The sequence below is a fragment of the Sphingomonas sp. BT-65 genome, from assembly GCF_026107375.2.
GTDB lineage: Bacteria > Pseudomonadota > Alphaproteobacteria > Sphingomonadales > Sphingomonadaceae > Sphingomonas.
Genome location: NZ_JAPCIA010000001.1, coordinates 2300868 through 2318995, shown reverse-complemented (window position 1 = coordinate 2318995; position 18128 = coordinate 2300868). Strand labels below are relative to the sequence as shown.

General features: G+C 63.4%; 18 protein-coding genes. 8 read left to right on the top strand and 10 right to left on the bottom strand.

The genetic code is table 11. The annotated features are described in order from the left end of the window. Positions 1 to 53: 53 nt before the first annotated feature. Positions 54 to 707, bottom strand: a complete 654-nt coding sequence (locus OK349_RS11065; protein ID WP_265117861.1) for a hypothetical protein — start codon at positions 705 to 707, stop codon at positions 54 to 56. Continuing rightward, positions 704 to 979, bottom strand: coding sequence for a PadR family transcriptional regulator (locus OK349_RS11060; RefSeq protein WP_265117860.1), 276 nt, complete (start codon positions 977 to 979; stop codon positions 704 to 706). Before OK349_RS11060 ends, OK349_RS11065 begins: the two co-directional genes overlap by 4 nt. A gap of 432 nt (positions 980 to 1411) precedes the next feature. Between OK349_RS11060 and OK349_RS11055 the strand changes: the two genes are divergently transcribed. Together OK349_RS11055 and OK349_RS11050 are read left to right on the top strand one after the other, a co-directional pair. Then, positions 1412 to 1999 carry a hypothetical protein gene (locus tag OK349_RS11055; protein ID WP_265117859.1) on the top strand — a complete coding sequence of 196 codons (588 nt, stop codon included), beginning with the start codon at positions 1412 to 1414 and terminating at the stop codon, positions 1997 to 1999. 185 nt (positions 2000 to 2184) lie between these two features. Further along, positions 2185 to 3303, top strand: a complete 1119-nt coding sequence (locus OK349_RS11050) for a hypothetical protein (RefSeq protein ID WP_265117858.1) — start codon at positions 2185 to 2187, stop codon at positions 3301 to 3303. A 415-nt stretch (positions 3304 to 3718) separates the two neighbouring features. Here OK349_RS11050 and OK349_RS11045 read toward each other — a convergent pair whose 3' ends face one another. From OK349_RS11045 to OK349_RS11035, 3 genes are read right to left on the bottom strand one after another with little or no spacing between them, the layout of a single operon-like run. After that, positions 3719 to 4717, bottom strand: coding sequence for an NADP-dependent oxidoreductase (locus OK349_RS11045; RefSeq protein WP_265117857.1), 999 nt, complete (start codon positions 4715 to 4717; stop codon positions 3719 to 3721). A gap of 16 nt (positions 4718 to 4733) precedes the next feature. Beyond that, positions 4734 to 5828 carry an alkene reductase gene (locus tag OK349_RS11040; RefSeq protein ID WP_265117856.1) on the bottom strand — a complete coding sequence of 365 codons (1095 nt, stop codon included), beginning with the start codon at positions 5826 to 5828 and terminating at the stop codon, positions 4734 to 4736. A gap of 54 nt (positions 5829 to 5882) precedes the next feature. After that, entirely contained in the window at positions 5883 to 6671 is a 789-nt protein-coding gene (locus OK349_RS11035; protein WP_265117855.1) for an SDR family NAD(P)-dependent oxidoreductase, read from the bottom strand. 49 nt (positions 6672 to 6720) lie between these two features. Here OK349_RS11035 and OK349_RS11030 point away from each other — a divergent pair, with 49 nt between their 5' ends. From OK349_RS11030 to OK349_RS11015, 4 genes are all read left to right on the top strand, one after another. Continuing rightward, the gene (locus OK349_RS11030; protein WP_265118587.1) at positions 6721 to 7365 is read left to right on the top strand and encodes a TetR/AcrR family transcriptional regulator; all 645 of its coding nucleotides are present in this window, start codon (positions 6721 to 6723) and stop codon (positions 7363 to 7365) included. Next, the gene (locus OK349_RS11025; RefSeq protein WP_265117854.1) at positions 7362 to 7823 is read left to right on the top strand and encodes a PaaI family thioesterase; all 462 of its coding nucleotides are present in this window, start codon (positions 7362 to 7364) and stop codon (positions 7821 to 7823) included. Before OK349_RS11030 ends, OK349_RS11025 begins: the two co-directional genes overlap by 4 nt. Before the next feature lie 196 nt (positions 7824 to 8019). Next, positions 8020 to 8262 (top strand): hypothetical protein, encoded by a 243-nt coding sequence (locus OK349_RS11020; RefSeq protein ID WP_265117853.1) that lies wholly within the window; start codon positions 8020 to 8022, stop codon positions 8260 to 8262. A 670-nt stretch (positions 8263 to 8932) separates the two neighbouring features. Next, positions 8933 to 10645 carry a serine hydrolase domain-containing protein gene (locus OK349_RS11015; protein WP_265117852.1) on the top strand — a complete coding sequence of 571 codons (1713 nt, stop codon included), beginning with the start codon at positions 8933 to 8935 and terminating at the stop codon, positions 10643 to 10645. 282 nt (positions 10646 to 10927) lie between these two features. Here OK349_RS11015 and OK349_RS11010 read toward each other — a convergent pair whose 3' ends face one another. After that, positions 10928 to 11821, bottom strand: a complete 894-nt coding sequence (locus OK349_RS11010) for a LysR family transcriptional regulator (RefSeq protein ID WP_265117851.1) — start codon at positions 11819 to 11821, stop codon at positions 10928 to 10930. Positions 11822 to 11926: 105 nt separating this feature from the next. On the opposite strand from OK349_RS11010, the gene OK349_RS11005 reads away from it, so the two are divergent. Both OK349_RS11005 and OK349_RS11000 read left to right on the top strand, forming a co-directional pair. Further along, a complete protein-coding gene (locus OK349_RS11005) occupies positions 11927 to 12790 on the top strand; it encodes an SDR family oxidoreductase (RefSeq protein ID WP_265117850.1) in 864 nt (287 codons plus the stop codon). Positions 12791 to 12827: 37 nt separating this feature from the next. After that, the gene (locus OK349_RS11000; protein WP_265117849.1) at positions 12828 to 13301 is read left to right on the top strand and encodes an SRPBCC family protein; all 474 of its coding nucleotides are present in this window, start codon (positions 12828 to 12830) and stop codon (positions 13299 to 13301) included. Between the two features lie 343 nt (positions 13302 to 13644). On the opposite strand, the gene OK349_RS10995 is transcribed toward OK349_RS11000, so the two are convergent. From OK349_RS10995 to OK349_RS10980, 4 genes are all read right to left on the bottom strand, one after another. Beyond that, positions 13645 to 15906 (bottom strand): xanthine dehydrogenase family protein molybdopterin-binding subunit, encoded by a 2262-nt coding sequence (locus tag OK349_RS10995; RefSeq protein WP_265117848.1) that lies wholly within the window; start codon positions 15904 to 15906, stop codon positions 13645 to 13647. Between the two features lies 1 nt (position 15907). Continuing rightward, on the bottom strand, positions 15908 to 16843 hold the full coding sequence (locus tag OK349_RS10990; RefSeq protein ID WP_265117847.1) for an FAD binding domain-containing protein: 936 nt from the start codon (positions 16841 to 16843) through the stop codon (positions 15908 to 15910). After that, entirely contained in the window at positions 16840 to 17460 is a 621-nt protein-coding gene (locus tag OK349_RS10985) for a 2Fe-2S iron-sulfur cluster-binding protein (protein ID WP_265117846.1), read from the bottom strand. Before OK349_RS10985 ends, OK349_RS10990 begins: the two co-directional genes overlap by 4 nt. A gap of 272 nt (positions 17461 to 17732) precedes the next feature. Next, a complete protein-coding gene (locus tag OK349_RS10980) occupies positions 17733 to 18095 on the bottom strand; it encodes a hypothetical protein (RefSeq protein ID WP_265117845.1) in 363 nt (120 codons plus the stop codon). Positions 18096 to 18128 lie beyond the last annotated feature (33 nt).

The window sequence follows — 18128 nt, the reverse complement described above, 5'->3', positions numbered from 1 at the left end:
GGCACGATTGTTCTTGCCCTTGGCACGTCTTGCTCCCCTCGATTGCGTCTTGCTCAGCTCGCCGCAGCGAACTCGTCGAGAGCGTCGTCGTCGCCGAAGAGTCGTTGGTACCACCGCGTCAGCGCCCAGATCGTGGCCATCTCCGCGGCCAGCACCGCAATCGGCAGCAACAGTCGAGTCGGGTCCAGCGCGGCAAGGCTCATGACGATCGCCAGCGTCGTAGCGGCTGCCGCGCCGAATCGGTTGGCGGCGGCGACGCGATCCCAATCGCCGTCCAGCATCCACCAGGCGAGCGGAAGGTGGAGTGCCGCCATCGCCATCATCAAAAGGGCAAGGGAGGGCGCGACAATCATGTTTCCGTCATTCAGAAGCAGCACATGAGCGCCACTGCCCCAAAGGTAACCATCGACGCCGTCGCTTGCAGCGAAGAAGGGGAAGCCAAACGCTGCGGCCAGCGCCAGCATCGCGGCTACGGGGATGAGCACCCCTAGCGACAGGGCATAGCTGGCAAGTACGAAGCGGCCCTCGGCATGGGCCGGCATCATCCGCCACGCGCCGATCAGGCAGCCCAGTGCAAAACGAAGCGGACGCCCGTCTTCCTCCGCGGCCTTGAATTCGGCTGCCATCGCCTGCGCCCATGCAATGCGATGCTCGCCGAGGCTCTGCACCGCCAGCGCCATCACCAGCCTGGCCGATGTAGTGGTCATGCGGGGAACGGCACGCCGCGCGGCGCACCTCCGTCATCCCGCAACGCGTCGCGAGCGAACTGCGCGCCGCCAGTAGTCAAGCGATAGGCGTGACGCGCCGGTCGGCCAGGCTGTAAAGGCGCCTGCCATTCCGCCTCTACGAGCCCTTGATCGGCCATTCGCATCAAAAGCGGATAGAGCGTGCCTGAAGACAGCCCCGTTTGCTTCATCAATTCATATCCGTGCTGCAACCGCGGGGCATGGGCCAACAGCTGTTCAAGCAAGATGCGCATTTGGCGCGACGGGCGGCGAGTAACGGCCATTACAAAAACAATACAACATATGTAGAGTTAGCGGTCAAGTGGTCCCATCGATTGGTGTGAGCTACGAAAGTGGCCGCTAACTGAGGCATGAGCGTCACGCCTGCGCAGCAGGGACGTCAGCCTGAGAGCGCGTCCGCTGTCGGGAACGGGAAGACAGCGCTTTAACGACAGGTAAGAGGGCGCATAATAGCCGTTGGGAGGGGATGACGGGAGGTGGCCGATTGCGGATCGGCCGCATTGGGCATCGCCGCCGAAATAGCTGCCGCTGGTCCCACGCAGTCTCCGTTCTGTCAGGCAGGGCAAGTCCGGTGCCGTACCGCGGAATTTTCGCGGGGTTGTCCGCAAAATGCCACCTGATACAGATCACGCCAGAGTGCAGTGGATGGTGAGGGTAGCGTGCTTGTGAAAAACGTACTGATCACGCCAATTGCGGCTATTTTTATACTTTCAGCTTGTGGGCCGCAATCGGCGGAAAAGGAGAGTGCGAGCGGCACCGCCAGCAATGTGCAGGCGGAGGCTGGAGCGATCATACAATCGGATACAGCAACCGACGCCTCCAACGCTGCGGCAAAGGCATCGGTCAGCCTATCCGGCTATGTCGGCAAATATCCTGGAGACAAGGTGGACGGACAGCGCTTTCTGGATAACCCGCTTGTGAAGGCGGCGATCCGATCCGTGCTCCGTGATGCCGATGACCGTGCCTTTATCTATGGCACCCGCGGCCTTGAAGTTCCGATCTACGAGAAAAATGGGCGTATCGTTGCATGGGGCGCAGAAAATCGCGCCGAGGACTCCTATAACTGGGCAGTAGCAATCACCCCCGATGGCGGCAAAGCCGATGTTTGCATCTATAAAGCTGTCGCCCCGGTTGAGCCTGATGCCTTTGCTTCATCCCAATGGTTCTCGGCCGGAAAGGAAGGCATCATGATGCAAGGACAGTGCCCCTCTGAAAAGGCGGACTATCCGCCCAGGGAAATTGTGGCAGGATAGTCATTGCGACCGCTTCGTCAGGCTTCGGATGTTTTCAGAACAATCAGGCGGTGAAGGAAATCAATCCAACATCAGATCTTATGAGTGATGGATGACGATCGTCATAAAATGCGCTGACTGCAGACGGCATATTTATCGATATCGTTCATTACATTGTAAATGCTTAGTTCAAATTTGAGGTGCTCATGACGAAGATCCATTCCGATCTCGCATCGCGATTTGGCGGTTGGGTTGCCGTTGCGGCAATAATGACGTGCGTAGCTGTGCCTGCGCATGCTCAAAGGGCGCCAGGAGATAAAGGCAGAGAAGGGGCAGCCCGAAATGCCGCGCTGACCGACCAGCTTTTTTTGGATGCCTTAGAGAATGGGATGAGCATAATCGTCACCGCAACAATCAATCTAGATCATAAATACCCCAATAAAGACGCCATGATCGATAATAGCGCGTTATATACATCCAGCAGAACAGGGACGTTTGTAATCGACCGGACATCCACGTCTGTCTGGAAGGGGCAACGGCCTGAAAGTTTCTTCACCGTTGGAAATGATTCGGATTTCAAAAGCGGCGAGCTCGACCGCGCTTTCTACAGTTTCACGTCAGGCGGCACACGGTACATGGTCTATATCGTTGCCCCGGGAACCTACACCCTTACCGGTGGCAGCTATAAGTTGCCCCGGACGCGCGCTCCCCGGGCCGGCGCGAGCCGCGGCACGGGCGGGGCCTCCAGAATAGGTCAGGTCTCTTTCAGAGAAACCAAATTCTCCGAATATCAAATGGGTCAGGAATGGCGTAATGCAGCCTATGTCACCGAAACGGTGAAATCCAATTATTGCGCGATGGCTATAGCCGGAAGCGATCAGTGTGTACAATGGGGCACTTATACCGATAACGTGACTAGCCAGGGACGAGCCGCTGGATATTATAAAACGACAAAAGAAGTGAAGGTGGACGGCGTTGAAGTACAAGCAATTCTGACAACGCCTTTTGCGTCGTTCACGGCAAGGCCCGGAGAAATTTTGCTGGTCGATGGTTTGTTTGCCGAGAATCCCGCTCCCAGCTTCACCGAAAAGGGTTGCGAACGCATAAAAAGCGATCAGGTGAATTGCGCGCTGACCGGCTATGACCTCACCCGCATTCGGGCATTGCCGGAGGATATGGCGAGGGCCAATGCCGCAGCACGCGGCTTTCCGAAACTCGGCAAAATTCTGACCAGGATCCAATATCGCGAGCTGACGATGGCGGCAAAGCTCGGCACAGAAAAGCGGGATAATAGACAAGTCTATTTTGTTGAATTGAGGAAATGATGCCCTCAGGCTGACCTCGACCGACCGGCGCACTGCTCAACAAGTATAAAAGTCCGTTTGAGAGTGGGGCGCCCTCGGGCAGCAAGATCTCGGTCAGAATCATCGTGCCACCGTGTCTTCGCTGCTCCGCACCAACCACTGGCAACTGTCTTTCCTGCGAAAGAGGAAGCGTTGCCCCACTTGGTTATCCGCGCCGGCTAGCGCAATTTCGGCTTCCATTCCCTGGCGCGGGGAACGGACCGATGGCACCATGGTTCGTCTGCCCGGGAGCGCCCTGGCACGGCTTCACCGCACATTGTAGTCCAAAAGTGGGCGACGTCCCGGAAGGGGCATCGGCTCCCGACACCCTTGAGGTAATGGTGCTGGACGAGGCTCCCCCGCGGCTATCGACTTCTATGGTTCCTGGCAGCGTGCGTCACTTCAGCGTGACGACAACCTTGCCCTTGGCGCGTCCCGTCTCGATGTAGGCAAAGGCTTCGTTCAAATCCGCGAAGGGGAAGATGCGATCGACCACCGGGCGGATCGTGCCGTCCTCGATCAGCTTGGTGATCTGGTCGAGCTGGCCTCCATCAGCACGCATGAAGAGGAAGGAATAATCGGCGCCCGCGCGCTTCGCCTCGCGCCGAATCCTGGCGCTCATCAGTCGCAGCATGAGACGCAGCACCGGGTTCAGCCCGCGCGCGCGCGCGAAGGCGGGATCGGGTGGGCCCGAAATGGAGATCAGATGGCCGCCAGGTTTCAGAACCTTGAGCGATTTTTCCAGCGTGCCGGCATCGAGACTATTGAGGACGACATCGTAGCCCGACAACTCTTCCTCGAACCTCTGGCTGCGATAGTCGATGACGATATTCGCTCCCAGCTCCTTCACCAGCGCGGCGTTTGCGGCGCTCGCTGTCGTCGCGACCGTCGCACCGAGATGCCTGGCGAGCTGGATGGCGAAGGTGCCGACGCCGCCCGATCCGGCATGGATCAGCACCTTTTGCCCCGGCTTGATCTGCGCGCGTTCCACCAGCACCTGCCACGCGGTCAGCCCGACCAGCGGGATCGACGCGGCTTCCACCATCGACAGCTTGACGGGCTTTGCCGCGAGATCGGCTTCCTTGACGACGATCTGCTCGGCGAAGGTGCCGATCTGACCATCGCGTGGACGGGCGTATACCGCGTCGCCCGGCTTGAAGCGCCGCACATTCGCACCGACCTTGACGACGGTCCCGGCAAGGTCGTGGCCGAGAACAAGCGGCGTTTTGTAGGACAGGACCGACTTGAGCTCACCGTCCCGGATCTTGGCGTCCAGCAAGTTGAGGCCGGCGGCCTCCACCCTGACCAGCACGTCGCCGGGATCGGGCGCCGGCTCCGGCACGTCATCGAGACGCAGCGTCCGCGTCTTGTAGCGATCGAGGATGAAGGCCTTCATGGCACGCTTCTCCTGATCAGGCTTCGGCCGCGACGGCGGCGGCAGCATAGTCGGTATAGCCCTTTGCGCCGCCGCCATAAAGCGTGGCAGGGTCGAGCTGAGCGAGCGTCACATCGTTCTTGAGCCGCTCGACCAGATCGGGATTGGCGATGAAGGGACGCCCGAAGGCGAAGAGGTCCACCTTCCCCTCCGCGAGGCGTGAGCTTGCAAGCTCCAGATCGTAGCCGTTGTTGGCGATATAGGTGTTGCGGAACTTCTTGCGCAGCGCGTCGAAATCGAACGGCCGCGCATCGCGCGGCCCGCCTGTCGCGCCCTCGACCACATGAATATAGGCGATGCCGAGTCCGTCGAGCGCTTCCACTACGTGGTTGAACTGCGGTTGCTCGTCGCTCGCCGGGACGACGCCGCTTGCCGGCGACACCGGCGAGAGGCGGACGCCCGTCCGCTGCGCCCCGATCTCGCTCGCCACCGCGGCCGTCACTTCGATCAACAGCCGGGCGCGGTTCTCGATCGAACCGCCATAGGCGTCGGTGCGGACGTTGGCGGTTTCCCGCAGGAACTGGTCCAGCAGATAGCCGTTCGCGCCATGCACCTCGACCCCGTCGAAACCTGCCTCGATCGCATTGGCTGCTGCACGGCGGAAGTCATCGACGATGCCCGGGATCTCCTCCAGGTCGAGCGCGCGCGGCTGCGACACATCGGCAAAACCGTTGTTCACAAAGGTCTTGGTCTCTGCGCGGATCGCCGACGGCGCGACTGGTGCCTCTCCGCCGTGAAGATCGACATGGCTGACGCGGCCCACATGCCACAGCTGGGCGAAGATGCGCCCGTTCCTAGCATGAACCGCGTCGGTCACCTTGCGCCAGCCGGCGATCTGGTCTGGCGTGTAGAGGCCGGGCGTATCCTGATAGCCCTGGGCCTGCTTCGAAACCTGCGTAGCCTCGGTGATGATTAGGCCGGCGCTCGCGCGCTGCGAATAATAGTCCGCCGCCAGGTCGTTCGGGACAAGGCCGGCTGCGGCGCGGTTACGGGTCAAGGGCGCCATGACGATGCGGTTCGCAAGCGTGAGCCCGCCGAGGTCGTAAGGGCTGAACAGATCGGTATCGGTCATCGTCTCGATTTCCGTTCGAATGTGGTGAATGCGTTTGCGTAATTCCGTGGCTTCTCACGCGGTCGCCAGATAGCGATCGGCGGGTCGGGACTGCGCGAAGCCGGGGATCATGGCCTGACGCGCGGCCTCGAAAGCTTCCCATTGTCCCACGTCGTGAAGTGGTGGGATGGTGACGGGCTCGCGCCGGTCGAAGCCGACCAGGGCCGCGTCCACCAGATCGTCCACTTCCATCACGCCCGAAAGGGTGTCGACATCGACGCCCGCATGGCCCCAGATTTCGGTGCGGGTCGCGGCCGGAAGCACAGCCTGGACATAGACGCCCTGGGACGCGAGCTGGAGGCTCAACGCTTGGGAGAGATGCAGCACGAAGGCCTTGGTCGCGCCATAGACCGGCATGCCGAATTCCGGCACGAGGCCGACCGCAGAACCGATATTCACGATCGCGCCTTCGCCCGCTTGCGCAAGGCGGGGGGCGATGGCGTGCGCGAGGTGCACAAGCGCGGTCGTGTTGAGCGCCACCAGCCTGTCGATGTCGTCAATGGCTTGCTCGATGAAGGTGCCCCCCAGGCTCGTCCCGGCATTGTTGATGAGGATTCCGATCCTTGCATCGTCGCGCAGGCGCGCCTCGATCGCTACGCGCTGGGTGGTATCGGCAAGGTCTGCCGAGAGGATATCGATCGTAGCGCCGGTGTCGGCCCGCAGACGATCAGCCAGCGCCTCCAGCCGCGCCGTGTTACGGGCCACCAGCACCAGGTCATGGCCGCGCCGCGCGAAGCGCTCGGCGTAAGCCGCGCCGATGCCGGTGGAAGCGCCGGTCACGAGGACGGATGGTTTGGAGGTCATGGCCTTGCCTTTCGCTGGATTGAAGCTATATTCATGATGATTGTCATCAATGACGGTTATATATGATCGTTATCATGAATATGTCAATGACCCGTGGAGTCAGCTGGAAATGAAGGTGAGCAGGGAGCAGATGGCGGAGAACCGCAGCCGCATCCTGACCGAGGCCGGACGCCTGTTTCGCGAGAAGGGCTTCGAGGCGGTGAGCGTCGCCGAAGTGATGAAGGCGGCAGGGCTTACCCATGGCGGCTTCTATGGGCATTTCCGATCGAAGGACGATCTGATCGCGCACGCGATCGGTCATGCTTCGGGCAGTCAGTCAGCGACGGACGGTATCGACGGCTGGATCGATGCCTATCTGTCGCGGCGCCATCGCGATCATCCGGGGCTGGGTTGTCCGACGGCCGCCCTGGCGGGCCTCATGCGGCAACAGGCGCCGGAAGCGCGCGCGTCCATGGCGCGGGTTCTGGCGGAGCAGATCGACAGCCTCGCTGATGCCATGCCGGGGGCTGATGCCGCCGAGCGCCGCCTGGCGGCGATCGGCAGTTGGTCGGCGATGGTCGGCGCGCTCATCCTCGCCCGGTCGATCGATGATCCCGCGCTGGCGGACGAGCTGTTGACCAAGACTCGGGCGTGGATCGACGGCAGGAATTCACCGGATCCGAAAATGGCGGCGCGCAAGGGGCGTGCTGCATGAACATTCTCGCCAATGACGCCGGTCTCGACGGCCACGATCAGCTCGCCGCGCTGATGAGCGCCAACATCCATCCGCCGATCGGAGAAACGCTTGAATTCGTCCTGATCGAGCTGGAGCGCGGGCGCGTCGTGTTCGAGGGATCGCCGACGCGCAAGGTCTTCAATCCGATCGGATCGGTGCATGGTGGTTATGCCGCCACGCTGCTCGACAGCGCCTGTGGCTGCGCGGTGCATTCGAGCCTTCCAGCGGGGCAAGGCTACACCACGCTCGAGCTGAAAGTCGCCTATCATCGTGCCTTGAGCGACCAAAGCGGGCCTGTGCGCGTGGAGGGCAAGCTGGTAACCCTCGGCCGGCGCGTGGCTTTCTCCGAAGCGCGGCTTGTCGATGCCCAGGGACGATTGTGCGCCTCTGCAACCTCAACGCTGCTGGTGTTCCCGATTGAACCGCCGAACGCTTAGCAAGATTCATGGCGGCGGTTGGAACGCCGTCCACCCTATGCCGCCATACTCTGGTCGATGTTCATCCGCTTTGGGAATCGTGAATCCGCGCCTGAACGATTTAAATTAGGCGCACCGGCGAACGCCGCAGCCACGAACGTTGTCGCCGTTCGATCCACCATGCTAGGCCGAAGGCATCGCTAGTCGAGGAATGCTGATGAGCAAGAAGGCGAGACTGATCCTGGTGATGGTGATCATCGAAGCGGCCTTGGCAGGCATATGGTGGTATCTCGCCCGTTACGGCATGGCCAATCCCGCTCGCGTCACATCGGATTTCCAGGCGGTCCTCGGCCAGACAATGGGAATGGCCATGGGAGGCCTGCTGGGAGTCGTTATTATCTTGTTTTTCGTCGCGGCCCGCAACGATCGCAAGGCAGCGCAGAACAAGCTGCGCCGTTAGAGCAGTTTGCCAACCCCCGGCAACGGCAATGCTGCCTGAGATCCTTCTGCTCGCGCGGTCAGGCAAATCTGCTGACTAGGTGCATATTACACCGCACCCGCGAGAATCCCCAGCACGAACGCGCCGCCCGTCGGCTTTAAAGCTTCGAAAGGTCGAAAGCGGACGGGCACATCCTGGTCAGAGCCGCGGATTCACCAGCTCCCTCTCCATCGCCTGCATGCCAGCATGGGCTGATGGACGCGCGTCGGAGGAGCATGCTCGACAAAAGCGTGCAATGCTTCCAGCCCGAGCGCGAACTTGCGCAGCGCCATAGACTGTTGTGGCCCAGCCCACGCTCCTTGAGGAGCTCAAGATGTGCCTGACCCTGCCGCGATGCGAAGACGGCCCGCGCGGATGAGCGCTCCTCCTTCGTTCATCCAGCTCTTGCGTTTACAGCTGTAATCGCAACGTCTACAAATGTAATCGTCGTGCAAGCGCAGGCGGATGAAGAGCAAGCTCATCGAACGCCGAGCGCGCGGAAGGAGCGGGAACCAAGGCTAAGTTGCGAGGCGAATTCAGCGACGCGCGTCATTCAACAGCTGACGGCTCGGCCGGATCCTCCATGTGGGAGCGGCCTGCACTCGAGCCACTTACAGGATGGGTGAAGGGGATGGCTAGAACCGTAACTTTCGTGGCTGCGGCCGCACGCGCTGTTTTGATCGTGGTGGCTGCAACGGTCGGCGCGACCGCGGCCCGCGCGGACGCCCTCGATGCTTACGTCGCTCGCCAGATGGAGTCGCAGCACGTGCCGGGCTTGTCGCTGGCGGTGATCGATCGCGGCCGAGTGGTCAAACTGAAGAGCTATGGGCGAGCCAATCTGGAGCTGAACACGCCAATGACGCCAGACAGCGTCATCGACATCGGCTCGCTCACCAAATCCTTCACCGCGGCGGCGATCATGCTCCTGGTCCAGGATCGCAAAGTGGCGCTGGACGATCCTATCAACCGATATCTTGGGGAAGCGCCGCCCACCTGGCGTGACATCACCATCCGGCAATTGCTGAACCACAGCTCGGGGCTGGCGACCGACGGCATCTCCACCGACGCCAAGACGGAACTGGCTGATTTCAGCGAGCCCGAATTCCTCGCCTCGGCGACGGCGCTGCCGCTCCTGGCGCTGCCCGGTACGGCCTTCGCCTATAGCAATCTCGGTTATGACCTGCTGTCCATCATCGTCAGCCGCGTCAGCGGACAGGCTTACGGCGACTTCCTGCAGGCGCGTATCTTCGGGCCAGCCGGAATGTCCGCCACGCGCGTGGCCGACCGGACCGGAATCACGCCGAACCGGGTCCAGGGCTATCTTTGGGCGCGGGGCGCGTTGCGCCTGTGCCTGCCCCGCAGCCCCACGCGATTTCGCGGCTCGGGATCGCTACAATCCACGCTGCGCGACCTCGTCCGCTGGGAGGCCGCTCTGAACGGAAACAGACTGCTCACAGCCGACAGCCGCAGGCAAATGTGGACCTCGGGCACGCTCAATGACGGCAAGGCGACCGGCTATGGCTTCGGCTGGGAAGTCTCGCAGGTCAACGGCCATCCCCTCATCACGCACAACGGGGCGATGAACGGGTTCTTGTCGAGCATGCAACGTTACCCGGATGACCATGTCACGGTGATCGTTGCCGTCAACCAGAGCGATCTGGCCGAAAGCCGGCGCATCGCGGGCGGAATCGCGCGATTGTATCTTCCCGCGCTGCGCCCACCACATCTGGGCCCTGCGCCGGCCCTGAAGCGCCCGGATCATGCCACACTCGCGGCGGCTGCCGGCTATTACGAATATTGGGGCAACTATATGCTCGCGTTGTTGCCGGCGCCGCGCGGATTCTCGGCGAGGCTTGGCGGTGGAAGCCCGGTCGAATTTCTGGCGACAGCGGACGGGCGCTTCTGGAACGAGGAGGACGCGACGTCGCTCATGCCGGTGAAGGATGGGGCCGGCAGGGTAAACGGGATGGCGGTGATCGGCGCGGACGGCAACCGCCGCGTCATTCCACGTCTCGCGCCCGTTTTCGCCGCCGCAGTGCCGATCGAGCATCAAGATCCGAAGCGCGCGGCACTCGTGAAGGCCGGGTTGATTGCTATGGAGAAGGGTGTGACCGCCGTCCGGGATTCAGCTGCGATCGCGCCGGGGCGGAAACGCAATTTCAGCGGTTCGATCGATTTGGGCGGAATCCGTTCGCTCCAACTGCTTCACGATGAGGCTGTTCAGGGCCGTGGCATTTCGCGTCATGGCGAGGCTGTCGCCAATGTTTTGTCCTATCGCGTCAAAGGCGATCTCCACGACACCGAGCTGCTGGTCTTTCTGACGCCAGGCGGCCTGGTCGCGGATACCGACCTGTCGACCGAATAGTCGCGCGCTCCGATTGTGATGTCGCCACGGTCAGGATTCGTGATCAGAGCCAGAAGATGAGGGCAGCGGCGATGCGGCTGAACGGTCGCAAGTGGGTTGCTAGCTGCCGCTACTCCTCGACCCAAACGAATGACAGCTTGTGGGCATCGCCCTAAACGCGATGAACGACCGAAATGAGGGCGCGTAGCCGCCGGCTATGCGAACTTGAGACCGGACGTCAGCTAGCGCCCCAAGTTCGGACATCGATGTTTGGGCGTAAGAATTCCGGAAGCCGACCTTCATTCACCCTGCGACAAAGGCGGCCAGTTCGTCCGGCGCCCCCGTAGGAAAGGCCAATTTGAGATAGTCGAGGAATGCCGACACGCGGGCGCTCAGCAAGCGGCGCGAGGGATAGAGCGCCCACAAGGCGATTTCCGGCCCGTCGATGTCGCCCCAATGCACCAGGGTCCCGGCAGCCAGATCGCGACTGACGAGCGATATCGGAAGGCGTCCGGCACCAGCCCCAGCGCGGACCGCGTCGCGGTTCATGACCAGCGACGACACGCTGAGGACCGGCTCGACCGCGATGCGGATCACCCCATCCGGGGTCTTCACCCTCCAGTCCACGGTCTGATCGAACGATCCGCGAATGACCGCAGGAGCCGCCTCGCCGTCTTTCGGCCGAGCGATGGAGGGGTTTGCCACCACCACCAACCGATCGCGCAGAAACGGGCGTCCGACGAGGCTCTCGTCCGGAGCCGGGTTAACGCGGATCACGAGATCATAACCTTCCTCGATCATGTCCACCGGCCGATCTTCGGTTGTCACTTCGAGCCGCACCTCGGGGAAACGGGCGGTGAATCCGGCGGCGAGCTTTCCCATCGCGATCTGCGAGAACAGCAACGGCGCGCTGATCCGCAACCGCCCGCGCGGTGTGTGTCCACCGGAAGCGATGGCAGCCGCGGTCTCGTTGAGCTCGGTGAGCAACGCGCCCGTCCGTTCATAGAGAGCGCGCCCCTCCTCGGTCAGCTTGAGCATGCGCGCGCCGCGCTCGAACAGCCGTAGGTCCAGGCTGGCTTCCAGCTCCGAAACCCGGCGGGACAAGGTGGCCTTGGGGCGTCCGGCCGCGCGCGCGGCGCGTCCAAAGCCACCGTGCCGTGCGACGAGATTGAAATCGGCGAGAGCGAGCAGGTCCATGTGTTCCACCAGTGAGACGCTGTGTCCAAATCTAGCGTCTATTGGCGCGCATGTGGATCACCAATTTCTGGGAGTGCCATTTGGCATCAACCAGGAGTTACCCTCATGACCATCCTCGTTACCGGCGCTACCGGCCAGGTCGGACGCTATGTCGTCGAACAGCTCATCCACCGCGGCGCCGATGTGCGCGCGCTCGTTCGCGATCCTGCCAAGGCGAACCTCCCCGCGGGCGTCACTGTCGTTCAGGGCAACCTGCTCGACATCGACTCCCTGCGCAGCGCGTTCTCGGGTGTCTCGACGCTGTTCCTGCTCAACGCGGTGGCGGCGGACGAATTCACCCAGGCGCTCATCGCGCTCAACCTCGCCCGTGACGCCGGCATCGAGCGGATCGTCTACCTGTCGGTGATCCACGGCGATCTCTATGTGAACGTGCCGCACTTCGCGGGCAAGCTCGCGGTCGAGCGGATGATCGAGCAGATGGGCCTCAACGCCACGATCCTGCGCCCCGCCTATTTCATCCAGAACGATCTCACCATCAAGGACGTGGTGACCGGCTATGGCGTGTACCCGATGCCCATCGGCGGCAAGGGCCTGGCCATGATCGACGCGCGCGATCTGGGAGAGGTCGCGGCAATTGAGCTCATTCGCCGCGAACAGGCAAGCACGCCGCTTCCGCTCGAGCGGATCACGATCGTCGGCCCTGACACCCTGACTGGGGCGGACGTCGCCGCGATCTGGACCGAGGTCCTGGGGCGTCCGATCGCCTATCCGGGCGACGACATCGCCGGATTCGAGCAGAACCTGCGGCAGTTCGCGCCAAGCTGGATGGCCTACGACATGCGCCTGATGGCCGAGCGCTTCCAAACCGAAGGAATGATCCCCGCTGCCGGCGACGTCGATCGCCTCACTGCGCTGCTGGGCCGCCCCTTGCGCACCTATCGCGAATTCGCCGCCGAAATCGCGGCCTGAGCCCAGCCCGCGGCAACCCGCAACAAGGAGATATTCTATGATCTATTCGACCGCCACCGTCCCGGTGAACCCCGAGGGCGAGATCAAATTGACTCGCGCGCAGGCATGGGCCGGGCTGGAGCTGAAGGCCCGCGACGCGCGCCTGTTCCTTCCGCCCGGCCTGTGCACCCGTTGCGATGTCGTGGAGGAGAGCGTCACGCATTTCGTCCGCGAAGCCACGATCGGCGGCGCCGATCTGCGCGAGATCGTCGTGCTGGAGCACGAGCGCAAGGTCACCTTCTTCCAGGCCGCCGGCCTGCGCGAAGGCGCGATCATCAACGAGCTCTACGAGGATGAAGCCGGCGCGCTTCAACTGCGCTTCTATTGCCATCTCGGCCTGCGCGGCAACGCGCCGAACGGCCCCGAGGAGCAGGCGGAGCAGGCACAATTCGACGGCGACAATGGATATAAAGCTGCCCTGCTGTCGACGCTTAAGCGCACCCGGGAGCTGCTTGCGGAGGGCAAGCTCTGATCATCTCCGACATCTACGGCGAGACTGCAACTCGAGCAGTCTCGCCGTTGAAGTGGACTCCCGCAACCTCAGCATAATGTCCGCTTCACTCAGACCGGCACCCCGAGCGGCTGGGCAGATTCCCGCCCAATAGCCGACACCTGGCCTGCGTCTGCACGAACGACTGCTTTCAGGGTCGTCCGCGCACCGGCCGAACGACCGGAATGAGGGCGCGCTTAGCGGTCGCATAGCACGGCGAACCTCAAAGCTAGGTCGACCCACAATTCATTCGAGCCTCCAGTCTGATTGAGCTCTTCAGGGAAGCTTCAGAGACTGAAGCGCGCTGATACGCAACGACGAAGCGCTACATTTGGCCGGGTCCCACCATGACCTTATCGAGCGTCACCGGTGCTTCGCGCACGCGCGCACCGGTCGCGTTGAACACCGCGTTGGCGATCGCTGCCGCTACTCCCACGATGCCGATCTCGCCCAGGCCTTTGGTGCCCAAGGGATTCAACACCTCCTCGCGCTCAGGGATGAACAGCACGTCGAGGTTCCGGATGTCGGCATGGACGGGTATGTGATATTCGGCCAGATCGCGATTGACGAACTGGCCATGGCGGGGATCGACCACCGATTCCTCGTGCAGCCCCGATCCGATTCCCATGATCATCCCGCCGAGCAGCTGCGAACGCGCGAGCCGCTCATTGATGATCCGTCCCGCAGCGAACGCGCCTAGCGCGCGACGAATGCGCAGCTCGAAGGTGACGCGGTGCACGCCGATCTCGACGAACTGCGCGCCATAGCTATGCGCCGAAACCGGCAGCTTCTCGGGCGGCGGCAGTCCACCCTGTCCTCCCTGCGCCGAAAGACCCTTCGGCGCGTATCGCCGCATGAACTCGGCCAGCGGCTGCGCCTGACCGTCCCAGTGCACGCGCCCCTCCGCCAGCTTCACCGCGCCGCTGGCGCCGGCGAGTTTCCCCATTTCCGCGCGCAGGTTCTCGCACGCGCGGTGGACGCCAGCGCCCGCGCTGGTCATGCCGAACGATCCGCCCGAGCCGGCGGTGCGGGGAAAGCGCGAATCGCCGATCTCGAACCTGACGCGGTTGACCGGCAGCCCGGTTTCCTTCGCCAGGATCTGTGCCATGCTCGTCCAGCTGCCGGTTCCGAGATCGGTGAAGTCGGCCCGCCCGATCGCAGTGCCGTCGGGCGTCAGCTCCACCATTGCCGATGCGGGCCGCACAAAGGCGGGGAAGGTTGCCGCCGCCACACCGAAGCCGACCAGCCAGTCGCCCTGCCGCAGCGATCCGGGCGCGCTCGGCCGCTGGACCCAGCCGAACTTGGCTGCGCCCTCCTTCAGGCACGCCACTAGGCTGCGGCTCGAGAAGGGCTTGTCGCCCTCGGGATCGCGTGCCGGCTCGTTGAGCAGGCGCAGCTCTATCGGGTCCATCTTCAGCGCGTGCGCCAGCTCGTCCATAGCGCTCTCGAGCGCGAAGCTGCCCGGCTGCTCGCCCGGCGCGCGCATGATGTCGCCGCTCGGCATGTCGAGCATCACCCCGCGGCTGGTCGTCAGCCGGTTGGGCGCCTGGTACATGCCGCGCCCGAAGGTGGCGGTCTGCTCAATGAACTCGTCATAAGGCGTCGTTTGCTGGATCACGTCATGCGCGAAAGCGATGAGCCGCCCGTCGCGCTCCGCGCCCAGCCGCACGCGTTGATGATTGAGCGGCCGATGGGCGGTGTTGGCAAACATCTGCTGGCGGGTCTGCGCGATCTTGACCGGCCGCCCGAGCTGCTGCGCCGCCATTGCCGCGAGGATCGCATTGGGTGTCACCGGCACTTTGGAGCCGAAGCCGCCGCCGATGAACGGGCTCAGCACGCGGATATTTCCGGGCGGGATCAGCAATGTCTTGGCGATCGTGCCGACGGCGGTGCCCAGATTCTGCTGCGCCGACCAGAGGGTCAGCCGATCGCCCTGCCACTCCGCGATCGCCGCATGCGGCTCCATCGGCATATTGTGCTCGTACGAGGTCACATAGGTCGCATCGACCTTGACCGGCGCCGCACCGAACGCGCCCGCGAAGTCGCCCTCGCTGGTATCGGGCTGCGCAAAGGCGTTGATGCGGTTGGCCGGCTTGTAGGCCTTGTCCCGGTTCCGCTCGAAATCGACCGTGGCGCGGCCGGCAGCATAGCGAACTGTGACCAGCGCCGCTGCGGCGCGCGCCGCCTCGAGCGTCTCGGCGACCACCAGCGCCACCGGCTCGCCATGATAACGCACCGCCGGCTGGAACAGCACCGGCATCGGCCGATCGAAGCGGTTGGGCTGGGTCGGGCGCGGAGGCGGACCACCCTGCCTGGGCGCATTGGCGTGGGTCATCACCATGAGCACCCCCGGCGCGCTCTCGGCCGCCCGGGTGTCGATCGCGGCGATCCGGCCCCTGGCGATCGTCGCCTCCACGATCCAACCATAGGCCACCTCGCCGGCACCACGATACTCATAGGCATATTTCGCCTGGCCGCGCACTTTGGCGGGCCCGTCGAGCCGGTGGACGGGGTCGCCCACCATCTTGGCATCGCGCCAGGTGTCGGAAAGCGGAATGACCTCGGGCGTCGGCTGCTGCTGCGTCATCTCAGACCTCCTCGCCCAAAGCCGAGGCGATCACCCGCTTCGCGAGCGGCACCTTGAAGGCGTTATGCGGATAGGTCCGCGCCGGCGCGAACTCGGCATCGATCGCCTGCGCGACCGGCGCTCCGCCGGCGATCGCAGCCTCCAGCCGGCTCGCCCGCCACGGCTTGTGCGCGACGCCGCCGAGCGCCACCGCTCGCCCCGCCACCGCCACCGAGACTAATGCGAAGGCATAGGAAGCGCGGTCGCGCACCTTCACATATTTCTGCCGGCCCCGAGGCGGCGGCGGCAAGGTCACATGCGTGATCAGTTCGCCGCGCTCGATCACCGTCTCGACCTCGGGCGTGCCGCCGGGAAGGCGATGGAACTCGGCGATCGGGATACGCCGTGTGCTGCCGTCGGGCCTCATCGTCTCGACCGTCGCGTCGAGGGCGGCCATGGCCACCGCCATATCGGAGGGATGGGTGGCGATGCAGCGCTCGCTCGCGCCGAGGATCGCATGGATACGGTTGAACCCGCCGATCGCCGAGCAGCCTGAGCCCGGCTCGCGCTTGTTGCAGGGCTTGGAAGGGTCGTAGAAATAATAGCAGCGCGTCCGTTGCAGCAGGTTGCCGCCCGTGGTCGCCCGGTTGCGGAGCTGGCCCGAGGCGCCCGCAAGCAGCGCCTCGGCGAGCACCGGATAGCGGTCGCGCACCGTCCGATTGGCGGCGAGGTCGCTATTGCGCACCTCGGCGCCGATGCGGAGCCCGCCGTCCACTCGTTCGACGCGATCGAGATCGAGCCGGCTGACGTCGACCAGATGCCCCGGCGCCTCGATCTGCAGCTTCATCAGGTCGACAAGGTTGGTTCCGCCGGCGATGAACTTGGCGTCGGGACGCGCCGCAACTGCGCGCGCGGCGGAGACTGGATCGGAAGCGCGCTCGTAGGTGAAGGATTTCATGCCACACCTCCTGCGTCCCTGATCGCGGCGAGGATGCCGATATAGCAAGAGCAGCGGCAGAGATTGCCGCTCATCCGCTCGCGGATCTCGTCATCATCGAGCCTGGGCCGAGAGGCGACGTCGGCAGTGACATGGCTCGGCCAGCCCGCCTTCGCTTCATCGAGCATCCCGATCGCCGAGCAAATCTGCCCCGGCGTGCAATAGCCGCACTGGAAGCCGTCATGCTTGATGAAGGCCTCCTGCATCGGATGGAGCCGGTCGTCGCCGCCGAGCCCTTCGATCGTGGTGACCTCGTCGCCATCGGCCATTACCGCCAATGTCAGACAGGCATTCGCGCGGCGGCCGTTGAGGATCACCGTGCACGCGCCGCACTGACCATGATCGCAGCCTTTCTTGCTGCCGGTCAGCCCGAGATGCTCACGCAGGAAGTCGAGCAATGTGGTTCGCGTGTCGACATCGCGCGTTTCGCGCCGGCCGTTGACCGTGAGCGTCACGCTCGCCGTCGGAGCTCCCGCGTCTCGCGCTTGCGCGGCCACCTCGCTCGCCGCAAGCAGTGCAGGAGCAACCGCACCCGCTTCAATCAGCTCACGGCGCGTAATCCTGATTTCGTTTGTCATGGCTGGAAACCTGCTCCGCCGGGATCCCAAGGGGATCGAACCACTGCCATCGGCTTCCGTTCCAAATGACGTCGATTGTGAACCGAAGACCGTATTTTTGGCATGGTTGGCCGCTCAGGACTGCGCTTACTGGGCACGCGCAATTACGCCGGGATAGCGTTTGCCGGGATAGCGTTTGCCGGGATACCAAGGCTCGGTACTATCCCAATGTTTACACCGAGAGGGTCGGCGGTTCGAGCCCGTCAACGCCCGCCATGCCGCGGATATCGGCATCAGCTTGCCGTGAGCGAAGGCTTCCCGTTCGTGAGCTTCAGCGTGATGTAGCTGTTCTCGCAGATGTTCGCTCCGGCCCAGACGATGCTGGTCCCGTCCTCGAACGTCGCCTTGAGATCATAGCGGCACTGCTTTTCCGCCTTATCGAAGCGAACCGTGGTCTTGGCGCCGACCTTGATGACCGGGTCGCGGCGCATTTCGGTATCGACGGTCTGCGGCTTGAAATCGGTCGTGCCGGTCGGGGCGAGCTCGATCGTCTTGATCGACTTGCCCGAGCCGTTGGTGAGCATGAAATCCCAGTCTTCGGCGAGCGCCGGCGTCGCTACGAGCATGGCCCCCGCCAGCGCGATGAAGTGCTTCATGGTGCATTCCTCTCCTAAAGGAACGCCGTGAGC